This is a genomic window from Nocardia sp. NPDC102475 (assembly GCF_055584605.1).
The window spans coordinates 287767-303794 of record NZ_JBVJLS010000009.1 but is presented as its reverse complement, the minus strand read 5'-3'; the positions used below and the strand labels follow the sequence as shown (position 1 = coordinate 303794).

Below are 16028 nucleotides of genomic sequence, written 5' to 3'. Positions count from 1 at the left end.
GGTGTTCAGATGGCGCCTTGTTCGCGGGCGCGTGCGACGGCGGATGTGCGCGAGCGGACGCCGAGTTTGGCGTAGATGTGCACGAGGTGGGATTTGACGGTGGTTTCGCTGAGGAACAGTTCCTTGGCGATCTCCCGGTTCGAACTGCCGTCGGCCACCAGCCGCAGCACCTCGATTTCGCGCGGGCTCAGAGTGGTGTCGGCGCGGCGAACACGGATCATCAGTTTGGAGGCCACCGCGGGCGAGAGCACGCTCTCCCCCGCGGCCGCCGACCGCACCGCCGCGAGCAGTTCCACCGGCGGGGTGTCCTTGAGGATGTAGCCGCAGGCCCCGGCCTCGATGGCGCTGAGGATATCGGCATCAGTGTCGTAGTTGGTGACGACCAGGACATTGGGCGGCTGAGCGAGCGCACGCAACTCGGCGGTCGCATCGACGCCGGAGCGGCCCGGGCCGAAGCTGAGATCCATCAGCACCAGATCGACCGCGGTGGTGGTGCAGAAGGCGACGGCCGCCTCGGCAGTCGGTGCGTCGCCGAGGACGGTGATGTCGGGATTGCTTTCCAGGAGTGCGCGCAGACCGGCGCGCACGATGGCGTGGTCGTCTGCCAGGAGGAGGCGGATCATGCGTGGGGCTCCTGGTCGGTTGCGCCGGAACAGGATTCGGCGGATGCGGGCTCCAGTGGAAACGAGACGGTGACCGCAGTGTGGCCCGGCTCTGACTCGACCGCCATTGTGCCGCCCTGCTGTTCGACGCGACTGCGCATAGCGGCCAACCCGAAGGTGCCCGTCGGGGCGCGATCGAGCACAGCGGGATCGATGCCCATGCCGTCGTCGACCGCGTCGAGGTACACATCGGTATCGGCGTAGGTCAGGGTCAACCGCAGCCGGCTCGCGCCCGCGTGGCGCACCACGTTCGAGACCGCCCCCTGCGCGATCCGAACCAGTGCCGCCTCGACGGGCATCGGCAGGCGCTCCGGGGTGCCCTCGACGACCATCTGGGTGAGCAGCCCCGGAGCCTCGGCGCGTTGACAGATGCGCTCGAGCGCCTGCGCGAGGCTCTGCCCCTCCAGGGCGGCCGGAGTCAATTCCGCTATCAGCCTTCGGGTTTCGGCCAGATTCTCGGCAGCCGTCTCGCGGGCCAGCCGAATCTGTTGCAGCGCAGGATGATCCGGCGCCGACTGCTCTGCGGCGTGCAGCAGCAGCTGGATGCTGCTCAACCCCTGCGCGACGGTGTCATGGATCTCCTGCGCCAGCCGTTCACGCTCGGCCAATTTGCCAGCCGTGCGTTCTTGCTCCGCGAGAGTGGCTCGGGTACTGAGCAATTCATCGATCAGGCGCTGACGTTCGGCGGATTCGCGGAACAGCGCCTCGTAGCCGAGCCCGATCCCCACCGCGACGGCCGCACCGATAATCGGACCGATCGCACCCGCCACCGACCAGCCACGATGCACCCCGAAACCGATCACCGCAACCACCGTGGCCGCACCGACCGCGAACAGACTCCACGGCCGTGGCAGCAGGTGCAGATAGAGGAAGAACACGCCGAATGCGAGGTATCCGGCATCGGGTGCGAGCACTACGAGACCGAGCCACAGCACCGTCAGCGCCGCCAACCAGATGCGAATGCCCGCCGGGTGGCGGCCGACCAGGGCACCGGCGAAGTACACGGCCAGGAATGCCACGGTCAGCGTGACGACGCCGAGCGGATGTCCAGCGCCCGGCAGCAGTGCACGCACCGCGACCACCACGGCCAGCGTCGTCACCAGCACATGCAGCCCCAACCGCAGCGCGGTGAAGACAGGCGTGAACGGCGACGAATGCACGTTGCCAGCTTATGTGCGGCTATCCGGGCGGCATCCATCGAAAGGCGTAAAACACCGACCAACCTTCGGTCGGGGCGCATTCCTCCGCGTGCGCGATGGCATGGGAGCCGGCGCGCGGCAGGGTGATGGCATGTTCGTCGCACTCCGGGATCTGCGGGCCGCACGCGGCCGTTTTCTGCTCATCACGCTGGTCGTCACCCTGGTGGCGCTGCTGGTGAGTTTCCTCAGCGGTCTCACCGCCGGACTCGGGCACCAGAACATCTCGGCCATCGAGGCGATCCGCGCCGATGCCATCGTCTTCGCCGATAACGGCGCGGATCCCTCCTTCGACGCCTCCGCACTGACCGAGCAGCAGGTCGAGACCTGGCAGGCGGCCGCGGGCACCGTTGACCCGATCGGCATCAGCCGGGCGGAGGGTGCGGTGTCGGGTCAGGGTGCGACCAAACCCGCTCAGGTCGCGCTGTTCGGCACCACCGGAACCGCATTCGGCAACCGCGTCGCAACCGATTCCGGCACCGTCGTGCTCAGCACCGGCGCGGCCAAGGCTCTCGATGCCATCGCCGGTGACACCGTCACGCTCGGCGCGGGCACCTTCCGGGTGGACGCGGTCCAGGGCGACGACTGGTACAGCCACACCCCCGTCGTCTGGATGACTCCCACCGACTGGCAATCGGTGAGTCCGCGCGGCGGCGCCGCCACGGTGCTTGCGGTATCCGGTGTCCCGAATATGGCCTCCGTCAACACATCTGCGCACACGACCTCGACCAGCGTCTCCGGATCGCTGTCGGCATTGAGTTCCTACCAGGCCGAAAACGGTTCGCTGACCTTGATGACGGTGCTGCTGTTCGCTATTTCGGCCCTGGTGATCGGCGCATTCTTCACCGTGTGGACGGTGCAGCGCATGCCCGATATCGCGACCTTGAAGGCGCTCGGCGCGACATCCGGCGCACTGGTCCGCGACGCCCTCGCCCAAGCGGCGATCGTGCTGACCGCAGGTGTCGCGGTCGGACTCGGAATAACCGTAGCCGCAGCAACATTCATGGGCGATGCGCTGCCTTTCGTACTCAGCGTTTCGACAACCCTGTTCCCCGCGGCGGTCCTGATCGTCCTCGGCCTGCTCGGCGCAGCATTCGCTCTGCGCTTCCTGTTCACCACCGACCCGCTGACCGCACTCGGCGCGGCCCGTTGACCCTCGGAGACCTGCATGACCACCGCAACTATGACGAAAACCGCTCTCACCGTGAGCGAAACAACCCTCACCTACCCGGACGGCGCAGGCCGCCTCACCGCACTGAATCAGGTGAACTTGCACGTCACCGGCGGCGCCATCGCCGCAATCACCGGCCCCTCCGGCTCCGGAAAATCCAGCCTGCTCGCCGTAATCTCCACCTTGATGCGCCCCGACTCCGGCCGCATAACCCTCGAAACACCCAACGGTACAGTCGATCTCGCCGCCCTCACCCGTCGCGAAGCCGCCGCCCTGCGCCGCTCGTCCATCGGCATCGTCTTCCAACAACCGAACCTGATCCCCGCCTTGACCGCCGTCGAACAACTAGCGGCCATGTCCCACCTCGGCCAGCGCCTCTTCACATCCCCGATCCGACGCCGCGAAACCCACACCAAGGCAATGGAATTACTCGACGCCGTCGGCCTCGCCGACCAACACGCCAAACGCCCCGCCCAACTCTCCGGCGGCCAACGCCAACGCGTCAACATAGCCCGCGCCCTGATGAACGACCCGTCCCTCCTGGTCATCGACGAACCAACCAGCGCCCTCGACACCGAACGCGGCACCGCCATAATCGAACTGATCCTCACCATGGCCCGCACCCACCAGGCCGCCACTCTCCTGGTAACCCACGACCACACCCACCTCCATCAAATGAACGCCGTCTACCGCATGATCGACGGCACCCTCACCCTCGACCACACCACCGGCCAAGCCGCCTGAAACCTGCACGACCGCTGGCATTTTCCGGTCGGTGGCTACCGTCAACGTGCAGGAATGCCCAGTGTCCTGCACGAAGTGCCCGCGCCGATCAGTGCGCCGAACGAGGCTCGCTGTACTTCCTGGTTCCAGCGCTCTAGCGCACGACCGCGGACTCCACATCGGCTATCGAACGATTACGCCGATAAACCGAGCAGAACATTCCGCTGCTCCCGCACCCGAACCTGAATCGCGTCGACCACCGCCGCCACCTCGGGCCTGCGCAATGTCTCGGTGCGAGTGACGAGCCAATAGGTGAGCCGAACGGAGACTTCCTTCCGAAGCACTCGGATCAGGTCGTCGTGACGATCGGCCATGAAGCATGGCAGCAAGCCGAGGCCCGCGGCCGCACGGGTCGCTTCGACGTGCACGAAAACATTTGTGGAAGTGACGGATTCACGCATGGCCGGCGCGAAACTAGAGGACAGGTCCAAATCATCCACTTGCAGCATCGAATCGATGAAGTACACCAGCGAGTGGCGCGCGAGATCACCGATCGCCGTGGGCGTTCCATGTTCGCGGAGATAGTCACGCGAACCGTAGAGCCCGAGGCAGTAATCGGCCAACCGAATTGCCCTGGCGCGGTGCACTTGCGGTTCACCCACCACCACTTCGATATCCAGACCCGAACGCTGCTGGGATGCGCGCCGAGTCGCCGCCACGATCTCGACGGCGATCTTCGGATGCCGTCGCTGCACCTCGGCGGCGGCCGGCGCGGCCATATAGGCACTGAATCCGTCGGTCGCCGAAATCCGAACCACACCCTCCAATACCCGCATGCCATCGACATCGGTAGCCAGCGACTTGACCGCGGATTCCACTGCCTCCGCCGCCGCCAGCGCCTCCCGCCCGAGATCGGTCAGCTCCCAACCACCGGTCACCCGGGTGAGCACCCGCCCGCCCAGCGTCTGTTCCAGTGCGGCAATGCGCCGCGAGATGGTGGTGTGGTTGATCCCGAGCTCCTCGGCGGCCGACACGAAGCGCCCGGAGCGCCCGACGGCGAGCAGAACCAGCAGATCATCCGCGCTGGGGCGGTTGGGACCCGAGGCAGGCGGACTCATTTCTGCATTCTTGCAGATACGCACTGCACAACTGGTCATTGCGGCCGAAGATATGTGCACGAATACTCGTTCTGACCACGAAATGTGGGGGCCGTCACATCTTATTGCCAGATGTGGCCCCGGTCATGAAGGAGATGTTCGATGAGCGTGCGCGATGCAATGCGGCCGACGGGAAATGATCCCGGCGGGATACCGGCCGGGCTGAGGCGGGTGGTGGCCGCGTCCATGGCCGGCACCGTGGTCGAGTGGTACGAGTTCTTCCTCTACGGCACGGCCGCGACGCTCGTCTTCAGCAAGGTGTTCTTCGCCAAGGGCACCAGCGATCTCGACGCGATCCTCGCCGCCTTCATCACCTACGCCGTCGGCTTCGCCGCACGCCCATTGGGCGGCGTCGTCTTCGGACATTTCGGCGACAAATACGGCCGCAAGAAGCTACTGCAGTTCAGTTTGGTGCTGGTCGGCGCCGCGACTTTCCTCATGGGCTGTCTGCCGACCTTCGCCCAAATCGGTTATTGGGCACCGACATTACTGGTCGTGCTGCGATTCATCCAGGGCTTCGCGGTCGGCGGCGAATGGGGTGGCGCGGTCCTGCTCGTGGCCGAACACAGTCCGAACAAGAGCCGCGGCTTCTGGGCGAGCTGGCCACAGGCCGGGGTGCCGGTAGGCAATATGTTGGCGACGGTCGCTTTGCTGGCATTGACCTCGACGCTGTCCGATGCCGCCTTCCTGAGCTGGGGTTGGCGGGTCGCATTCTGGTTGTCCGCGGTGGTCGTGCTGGTTGGGTACTACATCCGCACCAAGGTCACCGACGCACCCATTTTCATCGCGGCACAGCAGGAAATCGAACAGATCAAAGCCGATTCGCTCAGTGTCGTCGAGGTGCTGCGGCGCTACCCGCGCGGTGTATTCACCGCCATGGGGCTGCGATTCGGCGAGAACATCCTCTACTACCTGGTGGTCACCTTCACCATCACCTATCTCAAGGTGCATGTGCATGTCGACACCAAGGTCATCCTCTGGTGGCTGCTGGCCGCACATGCCGTGCACTTCTTCATGATTCCGTTGGCGGGCAGTCTCTCCGACCGTTTCGGCAGGCGGCCGGTGTATCTGGTCGGCGCGCTAACCGCGGGCACCTGGGGCTTCTTCGCCTTCCCGATGATGGACAGCGGCCACAACGCGGTCATCATGTCCGCGATCATCATCGGCCTGGTATTCCACGCCTTCATGTATGCGGGACAGCCCGCGATCATGGCCGAGATGTTCCCGACCCGGATGCGGTATTCCGGTGTCTCCCTCGGTTACCAGGTCACCTCGATCGTGGCGGGATCGCTCGCCCCGATCATCGCCGTGCGCTTGCTCAATACCTACGGGTCCGCGGTGCCGATCGCCCTGTATTTGGCTGCGGCGGCGGCGATTACCGCGATCGCCGTCCTGTTCGCCCGCGAAACGAAGGGCATAACGCTGGAAAGCATCGACAGTGCCGACGCGCAAAACCTTGCCGCACAGACCCCGGCGGCGCGGGTCGAAACCCTAGGAGCGGAGCTCACATGAGTGATCTGAACGGACGTTCCGCCCTGATCACCGGCGGCGCCAGCGGTATCGGCGCCGCCTGCGCCAGAGAACTCGCGGCCCGCGGCGCAACCGTCACCATCGCCGATATCGATGACGTGAGCGCAAAGGCACTCGCCGGTGAGATCGACGGAAAAGCCTGGGCCATAGATCTTCTCGACGTCACCGCCCTGGAACAACTCACCCTGGACGTGGACATCCTGGTGAACAACGCCGGTGTACAGAGCATCAACCCGATCGAAGATTTCCCGCCGGAGCGATTCCGGAACCTGATGACCCTCATGGTCGAAGCGCCGTTCCTGCTCATCCGCGCGGCACTGCCGCAGATGTATCGGCGGGGCTTCGGCCGGATCATCAATCTGTCCTCGGTGCACGGGTTGCGCGCGTCCGAATACAAGGTCGCGTATGTGACGGCCAAGCACGCACTCGAGGGCCTGTCCAAGGTGACCGCGCTCGAGGGCGGCCGCCACGGCGTCACCAGCAATTGCGTTAATCCCGGCTATGTCCGAACACCGTTGGTGGACAAGCAGATTGCCGATCAGGCGAAGGCGCACGGCATCGACGAGCAGGCGGTGCTGGAGCAGGTGCTGCTCACCGAGAGCGCGATCAAACGCCTCGTCGAGCCGGAAGAGGTTGCGTCACTGGTGGGTTGGCTCGTCTCGCCGAATGCGGGCATGGTCACCGGCGCGTCCTACACCATGGACGGCGGGTGGACCGCAAGGTGATTCCGGCGGGCCTAGCCCAATGCGGACAGCGCCATGCGACGCAGTATTGGCCGGGCCCGGGTGGCGGTGGCATTGGTGGCGCTGTGCGGCGTGGAGTTCATCAAGCCGAAGCCCGCGTGGGCCTGCACCCGCGCGGTCTCCTCCGGCAGTTCCGGGTGCAACTCCCGCAGCACCGCCACCCAGATCTCGACGTATTGACGCTGGGTGCGCCGCAGTTCGCGCCTGGGCCCGGCCGGCACGTTCTCGAGGTCGCGGTCCTGGATGCGGATGAGTTCGGGCTCGCCGAGCGCGAAGTCCAGATGGAAATCGACCAGCCCGTCCAGCGCTTCCCGCGCCGACTCGGTCCGCGCAACCACCGCCTTCCCACCGGCGAGCAGCCGCTGACTGACCCCGATGAGCAGTTCGACCAGCAGCGCCTCCTTGTTCGGGAAGTGCCGGTAGACCGCCGGACCGCTGATCCCGACGGCCGCGCCGAGGTCGTCCAGGCGCATGCCGAAGAAACCGCGATCGGCGATGAGCCGGGCACCCGCATCCAGCAGCTGCGCTCTTCGCTGCAGCTTCAGCTGTTCCCTGCGGGTGGGCGCGACGGGGTCGGTGCTGGTCACACGCGCTCCTTTCAGCACACCTGGACATCTCGGTTAATCAACATTAACCTGAATTCCAGTTATCGGCGACTAACTGGATGGCAGGACAGCGTGATGACGGTGACCGAACAGGTCGGGGTCGACAACCGCGCGGCACACGGGGCGCTACTGGAGGATCTGCGCGCCCGGCTGGCCGCAGCGGCGCTCGGCGGGCCCGCGAAGGCGCGTGAGCGGCATGTGGCCCGCGGCAAGCTGCTGCCCCGGCAGCGGGTGGATCAGCTGCTCGATCCGGGCAGCCCGTTCCTCGAGCTCTCCCCGCTGGCCGCGACGGGCATGTACGACGACGAATGCCCCGGCGCCGGAATCATCACCGGCATCGGCCGGATCTCCGGGCGGGAATGCGTGATCGTGGCCAATGACGCCACGGTCAAGGGCGGCACCTACTACCCGATGACGGTGAAGAAGCATCTGCGCGCCCAAGAGATCGCATTGCAGAACCAGTTGCCGTGTGTGTACCTCGTCGACTCCGGCGGTGCGTTCCTGCCCCGCCAGGACGAGGTCTTCCCGGATCGGGAGCATTTCGGCCGCATCTTCTTCAACCAGGCGACCATGAGCGCCAAGGGAATTCCGCAGATCGCCGCGGTGCTCGGTTCCTGCACCGCCGGTGGTGCGTACGTACCCGCGATGAGCGACGAGGCGGTGATCGTGCGCAATCAGGGCACGATCTTCCTCGGCGGACCGCCGCTGGTGAAGGCCGCGACCGGCGAAGTGGTCACGGCCGAGGAGCTGGGTGGCGGCGAATTGCATTCGCGCACTTCGGGAGTCACCGATCACCTGGCCGAGGACGATCAGGACGCGCTGCGCATCGTGCGCCGCATCGTCGCCACGCTCGGCCCGCGCCCGGCAAGCCCATGGGAGGTGACGCCGACCGTCGCGACCGCGAAGCCGGAGTCCGAACTGTACGACGTGGTCCCGGTCGATCTGCGCACGCCGTACGACGTCCGCGAGGTCATTCACCGGCTGGTCGACGGCGAAGACGGATTCCACGAATTCAAGGCCGAATACGGCAAGACGCTCGTCACCGGATTCGCGCGCATCCACGGCCATCCGGTCGGCATCATCGCCAATAACGGCGTGCTGTTCAGCGAATCCGCCATGAAGGGCGCGCATTTCATCGAACTGTGCGATAAGCGCAAGATTCCCCTGCTGTTCCTGCAGAACATCACCGGTTTCATGGTCGGGCGCGATTACGAGGCGGGCGGCATCGCCAAACACGGCGCGAAGATGGTCACCGCGGTGGCGTGTGCGCGGGTGCCGAAACTCACCGTGGTGATCGGCGGATCGTACGGCGCGGGCAACTATTCGATGTGCGGGCGCGCGTATTCGCCGCGCTTCCTGTGGATGTGGCCCAATGCGCGGATTTCGGTAATGGGTGGCGAGCAGGCCGCCTCGGTGCTGTCGACGGTGCGCGGAGACCAACTCGACAGCAGCGGCCAGCCGTGGTCGGCCGCGGACGAGGAGGCATTCAAGGCGCCGATTCGGGAACAGTACGAACATCAGGGCAATCCGTACTACTCGACCGCACGTCTCTGGGACGACGGCGTCATCGACCCCGCCGATACCAGAACCGTGCTCGGACTTGCCCTTTCGGTGTGTGCGCTAGCACCGCTCGAACCCGTTTCCTACGGCGTCTTCCGGATGTGAGCGCGATGATGAACAAATCCCATCCCATCGATTTCGACACCGTGCTCGTCGCTAATCGCGGCGAGATCGCTGTCCGGGTCATCCGCACCTTGCGCGCCATGGGAATTCGCTCGGTCGCGGTCTATAGCGACGCGGACGCGCAGGCCAGGCACGTGCGCGAGGCCGATACCGCGGTGCGCCTGGGTCCGGCTCCGGCCCGGGAAAGCTATCTGGATATCAAAAAGGTCGTCGCCGCGGCGGTGCGCACCGGCGCCAAGGCCGTGCATCCAGGTTACGGATTCCTATCCGAGAATGCGGCTTTCGCGGCCGCGCTGGCAGAGGCGGGCATCGTCTTTCTCGGGCCGCCCGCCAAGGCGATCGAGATCATGGGCGACAAGATCGCGGCGAAGAACACCGTCGCCGCCTTCGATGTGCCCGTTGTCCCGGGTATCGCCCGTCCGGGGCTCACCGATGCCGAATTGATCGACGCCGCGACCGATATCGGCTATCCGGTACTGGTGAAGCCGTCGGCCGGTGGCGGCGGTAAAGGTATGCGACTGGTCGAGGAGCCGTCGGCATTGCCCGCCGCGCTGGCCAGTGCCCGGCGTGAGGCGGCCTCGGCATTCGGTGACGACACCCTGTTCCTGGAGCGATTCGTCACCCGGCCACGCCATATCGAGGTGCAGATTCTCGCCGACCAATTCGGCCACGTGATCCACCTCGGTGAACGCGAATGCAGCCTGCAGCGGCGGCATCAGAAAGTGATCGAGGAAGCCCCGTCGCCGCTCCTCGATGCCGCGACCAGGGCGCGTATCGGCGCCGCCGCGTGCAATACCGCACGCAGCGTCGACTATGTCGGCGCGGGCACGGTCGAATTCATCGTCTCCGCCGATCGGCCGGACGAGTTCTTCTTCATGGAGATGAATACCCGGCTGCAGGTAGAACATCCGGTCACCGAGCTGGTCACCGGGATCGACCTGGTGGAGTGCCAGGTGCGGGTCGCGGCCGGGCAGAAGCTGGCGGTCGAGCAGGATGAGCTGCGACTCGTCGGGCATGCGATCGAGGCCCGCGTTTATGCCGAGGATCCCGGTCGCGGCTTCCTGCCCACCGGCGGCACGGTGCTCGACCTGTCCGAGCCCGAAGGCGCAGGCGTGCGGGTGGATTCGGGACTGCGCATCGGCACCGTAGTCGGCAGCGATTACGACCCGATGCTGTCGAAGGTCATCGTGCACGCCGCCGATCGCCATACCGCACTCGCGAAACTCGATCGGGCACTCAGCGATACCGTCCTGCTCGGCGTCACCAGCAATATCGAGTTCCTGCGCTTTCTGCTGGCCGACCAGGATGTGGCCGCGGGGAAGCTCGATACCGGACTGCTGGATCGCCGCGTCGGCGACTTCGAGCCCGCCGCGGTCGGGGATGAGGAATTCATCGCCGCCGCTGCCTATCACTGGCTGCGGCGCTGGCCTGCCGCACCGAGCGATCCGTGGGATATCCCGTCCGGGTGGCGCATCGGCACACCCGCGCCGACCACCATCAGGCTCGCCGGTGGTGACCGCACCGAGCACGTTTACCTGACCGGCACTCCCGATGCGGCCGAGGTGCATCTCAACAGCAGCGAATCAGTCTCGCTCACCGCGGATTTCACCGACGGAAGGCTGGTACTGACACTGGACGGTCTGCGCCGGGAGTTCCGCGTCGCGGAGCACGAAGGACAGCTGTGGGTGGCCGGACCGTCCGGTGTCGCCGTGCTGCGTGAAGTGGCCGAGCTGAATGTCCGCGGCGGCGCCGAACACGTCGGTGACGCCGAAATCCGCAGTCCCATGCCGGGTTCGGTGATCGCGGTACCGGTCGCCAACGGTGCCACCGTCGCCGTGGGGGCCCCGGTCGTCGTGGTCGAGGCCATGAAGATGGAGCACACCCTCACCGCACCGGTCGCGGGCACCGTCGAAGTCCTGGTCGAGCCGGGCGCCCAGGTCCGCCTCGACCAGCCGCTGGTACGCATCGCCGCGGCTCCCACCGAACCCGAAACCGCCGAGCGAGAAGGAACTTCCGCATGAGTGACTTTCTGTCCACCGGCACATTGCCCGAGGACTATCGCGACCTGGCACTGACGGTGCGCGATTTCGCCAAGTCGGTGGTCGCCCCGGTAGCCGCCGAACATGATGCGAACCATACGTTTCCGTACAAGGTCGTCGCGGGCATGGCCGATATGGGTCTGTTCGGCCTGCCGTTCCCGGAGGAGTACGGCGGCATGGGCGGCGACTACTTCGCGCTGTGCCTGGCGCTGGAGGAGCTCGGCAAGGTCGATCAGAGTGTGGCGATCACGCTGGAGGCCGGTGTCTCGCTGGGCGCCATGCCCATCTACCGCTTCGGCAACGATAAGCAGAAGCAGGAATGGCTGCCGCAGTTGACAAGTGGGCGCAATCTCGCCGCCTTCGGCCTCACCGAACCCGGTGCGGGCAGCGATGCGGGCGGCACCAGAACCACCGCGGTCACCGATAGCGGCGAATGGGTCATCAACGGCAGCAAGCAGTTCATCACGAACTCCGGCACCGATATCACCAAACTGGTGACCGTGACCGCGGTGACCGGACAGTCTGGCGGTAAGAAGGAGATCTCGACCATCCTCGTGCCCACCGACACCCCCGGCTTCGTGGCCGAACCCGCTTACAACAAGGTCGGCTGGAATGCCTCGGATACGCATCCGCTGAGCTTCACCGACGTCCGGGTGCCGGAGGAGAATCTGCTCGGCGAGCGCGGTCGCGGCTACGCCAACTTCCTGCGCATTCTCGACGAGGGCCGCATCGCCATCGCGGCGCTGTCGGTCGGCGCGGCCCAGGGCTGTGTCGACGAGAGCGTGCGCTACGCCAAGGAACGCGAGGCCTTCGGCCAGGCCATCGGCCGCAACCAGGCCATCGCCTTCAAGATCGCCCGCATGGAGGCGCGCGCCCACGCCGCCCGCACCGCCTACTACGACGCCGCCGCACTCATGCTGGCTGGTAAGCCCTTCAAGAAGGAAGCGTCCATCGCGAAGCTGGTGGCCAGCGAGGCGGCCATGGACAACTCCCGCGATGCCACCCAGATTTTCGGCGGCTACGGCTTCATGAACGAATACGCTGTGGCCAGGCACTATCGCGACAGCAAGATCCTGGAGATCGGCGAGGGCACAACGGAGGTGCAGTTGATGCTGATCGGACGGGAGCTGGGCCTGTGACGGAGACAAACGCCCCACGCCGGGTGGTGCAGCGTGGACTGTGGTTCGAGGAGTTCGAGATCGGCGTGGTGTACGAGCACCGGCCGGGCCGGACCATCACCGAGGCCGATAACGTCCTGTTCACCACGCTGACCATGAACACCCAGGCGCTGCACCTGGACGCGGCCTTCAGCGAGCAGTTGCCGCCGTTCCACCAGCGCCTGGTGAATTCGATGTTCACCCTTTCCACGCTGATCGGCCTCTCGGTCGCGCAGCTGACGCAGGGCACGATCGTCGCCAACCTGGGCTTCTCCGAGGTCGCCTTCCCGAAGCCGCTGTTCCACGGCGACACCATGTATGCCGAGACGGTGGTCACCGAGAAGCGCGAATCCAAGAGCCGTCCGGGCGAGGGCATCCTCACCTTCGCACACACCGCGCGCAACCAGAATGGCGATATCGTGGCGACGGCGGTACGCAAGACATTGGTACGCAAGGAGCCCGCATGAGTTGGCAAATGCCCGGACCGGCCTGGCTGTTCTGCCCCGCCGACCGCCCCGAACGCTTCGAAAAGGCCGCCGCGGCAGCCGATGTGGTGATCCTCGATCTCGAGGACGGGGTCGCGGCCGGTGATAAAGCGGCCGCGCGCAAGGCGCTCATCGAGACTCCGCTGGATCCGGAGACCACCGTGGTCCGGGTCAATGCCGTCGGCACCGATGAGCACGAGCCCGATCTCGCGGCGCTGGCGCAGACCGAATATCGGCGGATCATGCTGCCGAAGGCCGAATCCGCCGAACAGCTCGGCTCCCTCACCGACTACGAGGTGATCGCGCTGATCGAATCGCCGCTCGGCGCCATGGCGGTCGGGCGAGCGGTATTGGCGCGCAATGCGATCGGGGTCATGTGGGGTGCGGAGGATCTGATCGCCGGGCTCGGCGGTAACTCCAGTCGGCATGCCGATGGCAGCTATCGCGATGTGGCACGCCATGTTCGGTCGACCACACTGCTGGCGGCCAAGGCGTACGGCAAGTTCGCGCTCGACTCGGTGTATCTGAACATCCGCGATCTCGACGGGCTACGCGCCGAAGCAGTGGATGCGGTCGCGAGCGGGTTCGACGCCAAGGTGGCGATCCATCCGAGCCAGGTGCCGGTCATCCGGTCGGCCTACGCGCCGTCGAACGACGAAATCGATTGGGCTCGAAGGGTACTCGACGAAGTACCGAACCATCGGGGCGTCTTCGCATTCGAAGGCCGCATGGTCGATGCCCCGGTACTGCGGCATGCCGAGCAGATCGTGCGGCGCGCGAACCACACCTGATTTCCGAAGACTCTCCCCAGGAGGTAATGCGGTGCAACCACAATGGGTGCCGACCGAATCAGATATCGCGGAGGCGCGCATCACCGACTTCGCCGGGTTCGTGGCTGCGCGCACCGGGCAGTCCGCGCCGGATTACCGGTCGCTGTGGCAGTGGTCGGTCGACGATCTGCCCGGCTTCTGGGGTGCGCTGTGGGATTACTTCGAACTCGGACCGATTGCGGGCGAGGTGCTGGCAAGCGCCGAAATGCCGGGCGCGCAGTGGTTTCCGGGTACCCGGCTGAACTATGTCGATCAGGTCGTGCGGCAGTTCCGCACCGATCGGCCCGCCATCATCGCGGTGACCGAGGACGCTCCGGTGCGCGAGGTGTCGTGGAGCGAATTGATCGACAGCACAGCGGCATTCGCGCGCACACTGCGTTCGCTCGGCGTGCGGCCTGGCGATCGGGTGGCCGGATACCTGCCGAATATTCCGGAAGCGGTGATCGCCTTTCTGGCCACCGCGAGCATCGGTGCGGTGTGGAGCGCCTGCGGTCAGGACTATTCGCCGAAGGCTGCGCTGGACCGCCTCGGCCAGCTCGAACCCACCGTGCTGATCACCGCGGACGGCTACCGGTTCGGCGGTAAGACGCACGACAAGCGCGACGATATCGCGGCATTGCGGGCCGGACTCGACACCGTGAAGACGACGGTCGCGGTATCCCAGCTCGGGCTGCCGGTTCCGGACGCACTGGCCTGGGCCGAGGCGGCCGCCAATACCGAGACCGTCGTCATCGAAACCGAGACGGTCGATTTCGACCATCCGCTGTGGATCGTCTTCTCCTCCGGCACCACCGGACTGCCCAAGGGCATCGTGCACGGGCACGGCGGCGTCGTGCTCGAACATCTCAAAGCCGTTGCGCTGCAAGCCGATATCGGCCCCGAGGACACCTTCTTCTGGTACACCAGCCCGAGCTGGATGATGTGGAACTTCCAGGTCGCCGGACTGCTGGTCGGCGCGACCATCGTCTGCTACGACGGCAGCCCCACCTACCCGACTCCGGATGCACTGTGGCACACGGCATCCCAGGTCGGCGCTACCGTGCTCGGCACCAGTCCCGGATACGTGCTCGCCTGTATCAAGGCGGGTGCGGTGCCGCGCACCGACCACGATCTCACCGCACTGCGGCAGGTCGGCATCACCGGTTCGTCACTGCCGCCCGCATCTGCGGTGTGGTTGGGCGAGAATGTCGGTGACCACGTCCAGGTCGCCTCGATCAGCGGTGGAACGGATGTGGTCTCCGCCTTCATCGGCGGCGCGCGGACCGTACCGACCTGGCCGGGTGAGCTTTCCGCGCCCTATCTGGGTGTCGCACTGGAGGCCTTCGACGCCGACGGCAAGCCGGTCCGCGACGAGGTCGGCGAACTCGTCATCACCAAGCCGATGCCGTCCATGCCGGTGCGTTTCTGGCACGATCCGGACGGAATCCGTTACCACGACGCGTATTTCGACATGTTCCCCGGCATCTGGCGGCACGGCGACTGGATCACCATCACCGAACGCAACAGCATCGTGGTGCACGGCCGTTCCGACTCCACCCTCAACCGCCACGGCATCCGCATGGGCAGCGCCGATATCTACCAATCCGTCGAGCGCCTCCCCGAAATCACCGAGGCCCTCGTTATCGGTGCCGAACAACCCGACGGCGGCTACTGGATGCCGCTATTCGTCACCCTCACCCCCGGCACCGACCTCACCGACGACCTGAAAACCCGCATCAACACCACCATCCGCACCGAGGTCTCGCCCCGCCACGTCCCCGACGAAATCATCGTCGCCCCTGGCATTCCGCACACCCGCACCGGCAAGAAGCTCGAGGTCCCCATCAAGAAGCTCTTCCAGGGCGCCGACCCGACGCGCGTCGTCGAACGCAGCGCCGTGGACAATCCCGAACTACTCGACTGGTACGCCGCCATTCGCCCCAATACGCAGAACTGATCCGGCGCGTATCGGACCACGACACATGGTCCTGATCCAATAGTCCGCTTACCCGCGTATACCTCCGGATTACCCTTTTCCCTGCGTATCGGTGGTAGCACGGGAAGGTGG

14 protein-coding genes are annotated in these 16028 nt (G+C 65.8%); 10 read left to right on the top strand and 4 right to left on the bottom strand.

The window, feature by feature from the left end; all coding sequences use genetic code 11:
• Positions 1 to 5 precede the first annotated feature (5 nt).
• Both ACZ60G_RS19060 and ACZ60G_RS19055 read right to left on the bottom strand, forming a co-directional pair.
• Positions 6 to 623: a LuxR C-terminal-related transcriptional regulator gene (locus tag ACZ60G_RS19060; protein ID WP_465811371.1), complete on the bottom strand. Its 618-nt coding sequence runs from the start codon at positions 621 to 623 to the stop codon at positions 6 to 8.
• A complete protein-coding gene (locus ACZ60G_RS19055; protein ID WP_465811370.1) occupies positions 620 to 1822 on the bottom strand; it encodes a sensor histidine kinase in 1203 nt (400 codons plus the stop codon). Before ACZ60G_RS19055 ends, ACZ60G_RS19060 begins: the two co-directional genes overlap by 4 nt.
• Before the next feature lie 130 nt (positions 1823 to 1952).
• Here ACZ60G_RS19055 and ACZ60G_RS19050 point away from each other — a divergent pair, with 130 nt between their 5' ends.
• Both ACZ60G_RS19050 and ACZ60G_RS19045 read left to right on the top strand, forming a co-directional pair.
• Positions 1953 to 3011: an ABC transporter permease gene (locus tag ACZ60G_RS19050; protein ID WP_465811369.1), complete on the top strand. Its 1059-nt coding sequence runs from the start codon at positions 1953 to 1955 to the stop codon at positions 3009 to 3011.
• 30 nt (positions 3012 to 3041) lie between these two features.
• Positions 3042 to 3773, top strand: a complete 732-nt coding sequence (locus ACZ60G_RS19045; protein WP_465811391.1) for an ABC transporter ATP-binding protein — start codon at positions 3042 to 3044, stop codon at positions 3771 to 3773.
• Positions 3774 to 3946: 173 nt separating this feature from the next.
• Here ACZ60G_RS19045 and ACZ60G_RS19040 read toward each other — a convergent pair whose 3' ends face one another.
• Positions 3947 to 4870, bottom strand: a complete 924-nt coding sequence (locus tag ACZ60G_RS19040) for a LysR family transcriptional regulator (protein WP_465811368.1) — start codon at positions 4868 to 4870, stop codon at positions 3947 to 3949.
• A 141-nt stretch (positions 4871 to 5011) separates the two neighbouring features.
• Between ACZ60G_RS19040 and ACZ60G_RS19035 the strand changes: the two genes are divergently transcribed.
• Complete coding sequence (locus ACZ60G_RS19035; protein ID WP_465811367.1) at positions 5012 to 6421, top strand: MFS transporter; 1410 nt, start codon at positions 5012 to 5014, stop codon at positions 6419 to 6421.
• Positions 6418 to 7164, top strand: a complete 747-nt coding sequence (locus tag ACZ60G_RS19030) for a 3-hydroxybutyrate dehydrogenase (protein ID WP_465811366.1) — start codon at positions 6418 to 6420, stop codon at positions 7162 to 7164. Before ACZ60G_RS19035 ends, ACZ60G_RS19030 begins: the two co-directional genes overlap by 4 nt.
• Positions 7165 to 7175: 11 nt before the next feature.
• Here ACZ60G_RS19030 and ACZ60G_RS19025 read toward each other — a convergent pair whose 3' ends face one another.
• Positions 7176 to 7769 (bottom strand): SACE_7040 family transcriptional regulator, encoded by a 594-nt coding sequence (locus tag ACZ60G_RS19025; RefSeq protein WP_465811365.1) that lies wholly within the window; start codon positions 7767 to 7769, stop codon positions 7176 to 7178.
• 93 nt (positions 7770 to 7862) lie between these two features.
• On the opposite strand from ACZ60G_RS19025, the gene ACZ60G_RS19020 reads away from it, so the two are divergent.
• The 6 genes from ACZ60G_RS19020 to ACZ60G_RS18995 are packed head-to-tail and all read left to right on the top strand — an operon-like array spanning position 7863 to position 15917.
• Positions 7863 to 9452, top strand: a complete 1590-nt coding sequence (locus ACZ60G_RS19020; RefSeq protein ID WP_465811364.1) for a carboxyl transferase domain-containing protein — start codon at positions 7863 to 7865, stop codon at positions 9450 to 9452.
• Between the two features lie 5 nt (positions 9453 to 9457).
• Positions 9458 to 11491, top strand: a complete 2034-nt coding sequence (locus ACZ60G_RS19015) for an acetyl/propionyl/methylcrotonyl-CoA carboxylase subunit alpha (protein ID WP_465811363.1) — start codon at positions 9458 to 9460, stop codon at positions 11489 to 11491.
• Entirely contained in the window at positions 11488 to 12648 is a 1161-nt protein-coding gene (locus ACZ60G_RS19010) for an acyl-CoA dehydrogenase family protein (RefSeq protein ID WP_465811362.1), read from the top strand. The genes ACZ60G_RS19015 and ACZ60G_RS19010 overlap by 4 nt, the downstream gene beginning before the upstream one ends.
• On the top strand, positions 12645 to 13133 hold the full coding sequence (locus tag ACZ60G_RS19005) for a MaoC family dehydratase (protein WP_465811361.1): 489 nt from the start codon (positions 12645 to 12647) through the stop codon (positions 13131 to 13133). Before ACZ60G_RS19010 ends, ACZ60G_RS19005 begins: the two co-directional genes overlap by 4 nt.
• On the top strand, positions 13130 to 13942 hold the full coding sequence (locus ACZ60G_RS19000; protein ID WP_465811360.1) for an HpcH/HpaI aldolase/citrate lyase family protein: 813 nt from the start codon (positions 13130 to 13132) through the stop codon (positions 13940 to 13942). Before ACZ60G_RS19005 ends, ACZ60G_RS19000 begins: the two co-directional genes overlap by 4 nt.
• 31 nt (positions 13943 to 13973) lie before the next feature.
• Positions 13974 to 15917, top strand: coding sequence for an acetoacetate--CoA ligase (locus tag ACZ60G_RS18995; protein ID WP_465811359.1), 1944 nt, complete (start codon positions 13974 to 13976; stop codon positions 15915 to 15917).
• Positions 15918 to 16028 lie beyond the last annotated feature (111 nt).

Bases quoted from the DNA above. Each gene is read 5' to 3' on its own strand.
- ACZ60G_RS19060 (WP_465811371.1), bottom strand. From the start codon at position 623: ATGATCCGCCTCCTCCTGGCAGACGACCACGCCATCGTGCGCGCCGGT.
- ACZ60G_RS19050 (WP_465811369.1), top strand. From the start codon at position 1,953: ATGTTCGTCGCACTCCGGGATCTGCGGGCCGCACGCGGCCGTTTTCTG.
- ACZ60G_RS19045 (WP_465811391.1), top strand. From the start codon at position 3,042: ATGACGAAAACCGCTCTCACCGTGAGCGAAACAACCCTCACCTACCCG.
- ACZ60G_RS19040 (WP_465811368.1), bottom strand. From the start codon at position 4,870: ATGAGTCCGCCTGCCTCGGGTCCCAACCGCCCCAGCGCGGATGATCTG.
- ACZ60G_RS19035 (WP_465811367.1), top strand. From the start codon at position 5,012: ATGAGCGTGCGCGATGCAATGCGGCCGACGGGAAATGATCCCGGCGGG.
- ACZ60G_RS19030 (WP_465811366.1), top strand. From the start codon at position 6,418: ATGAGTGATCTGAACGGACGTTCCGCCCTGATCACCGGCGGCGCCAGC.
- ACZ60G_RS19020 (WP_465811364.1), top strand. From the start codon at position 7,863: ATGACGGTGACCGAACAGGTCGGGGTCGACAACCGCGCGGCACACGGG.
- ACZ60G_RS19015 (WP_465811363.1), top strand. From the start codon at position 9,458: ATGATGAACAAATCCCATCCCATCGATTTCGACACCGTGCTCGTCGCT.
- ACZ60G_RS19010 (WP_465811362.1), top strand. From the start codon at position 11,488: ATGAGTGACTTTCTGTCCACCGGCACATTGCCCGAGGACTATCGCGAC.
- ACZ60G_RS19000 (WP_465811360.1), top strand. From the start codon at position 13,130: ATGAGTTGGCAAATGCCCGGACCGGCCTGGCTGTTCTGCCCCGCCGAC.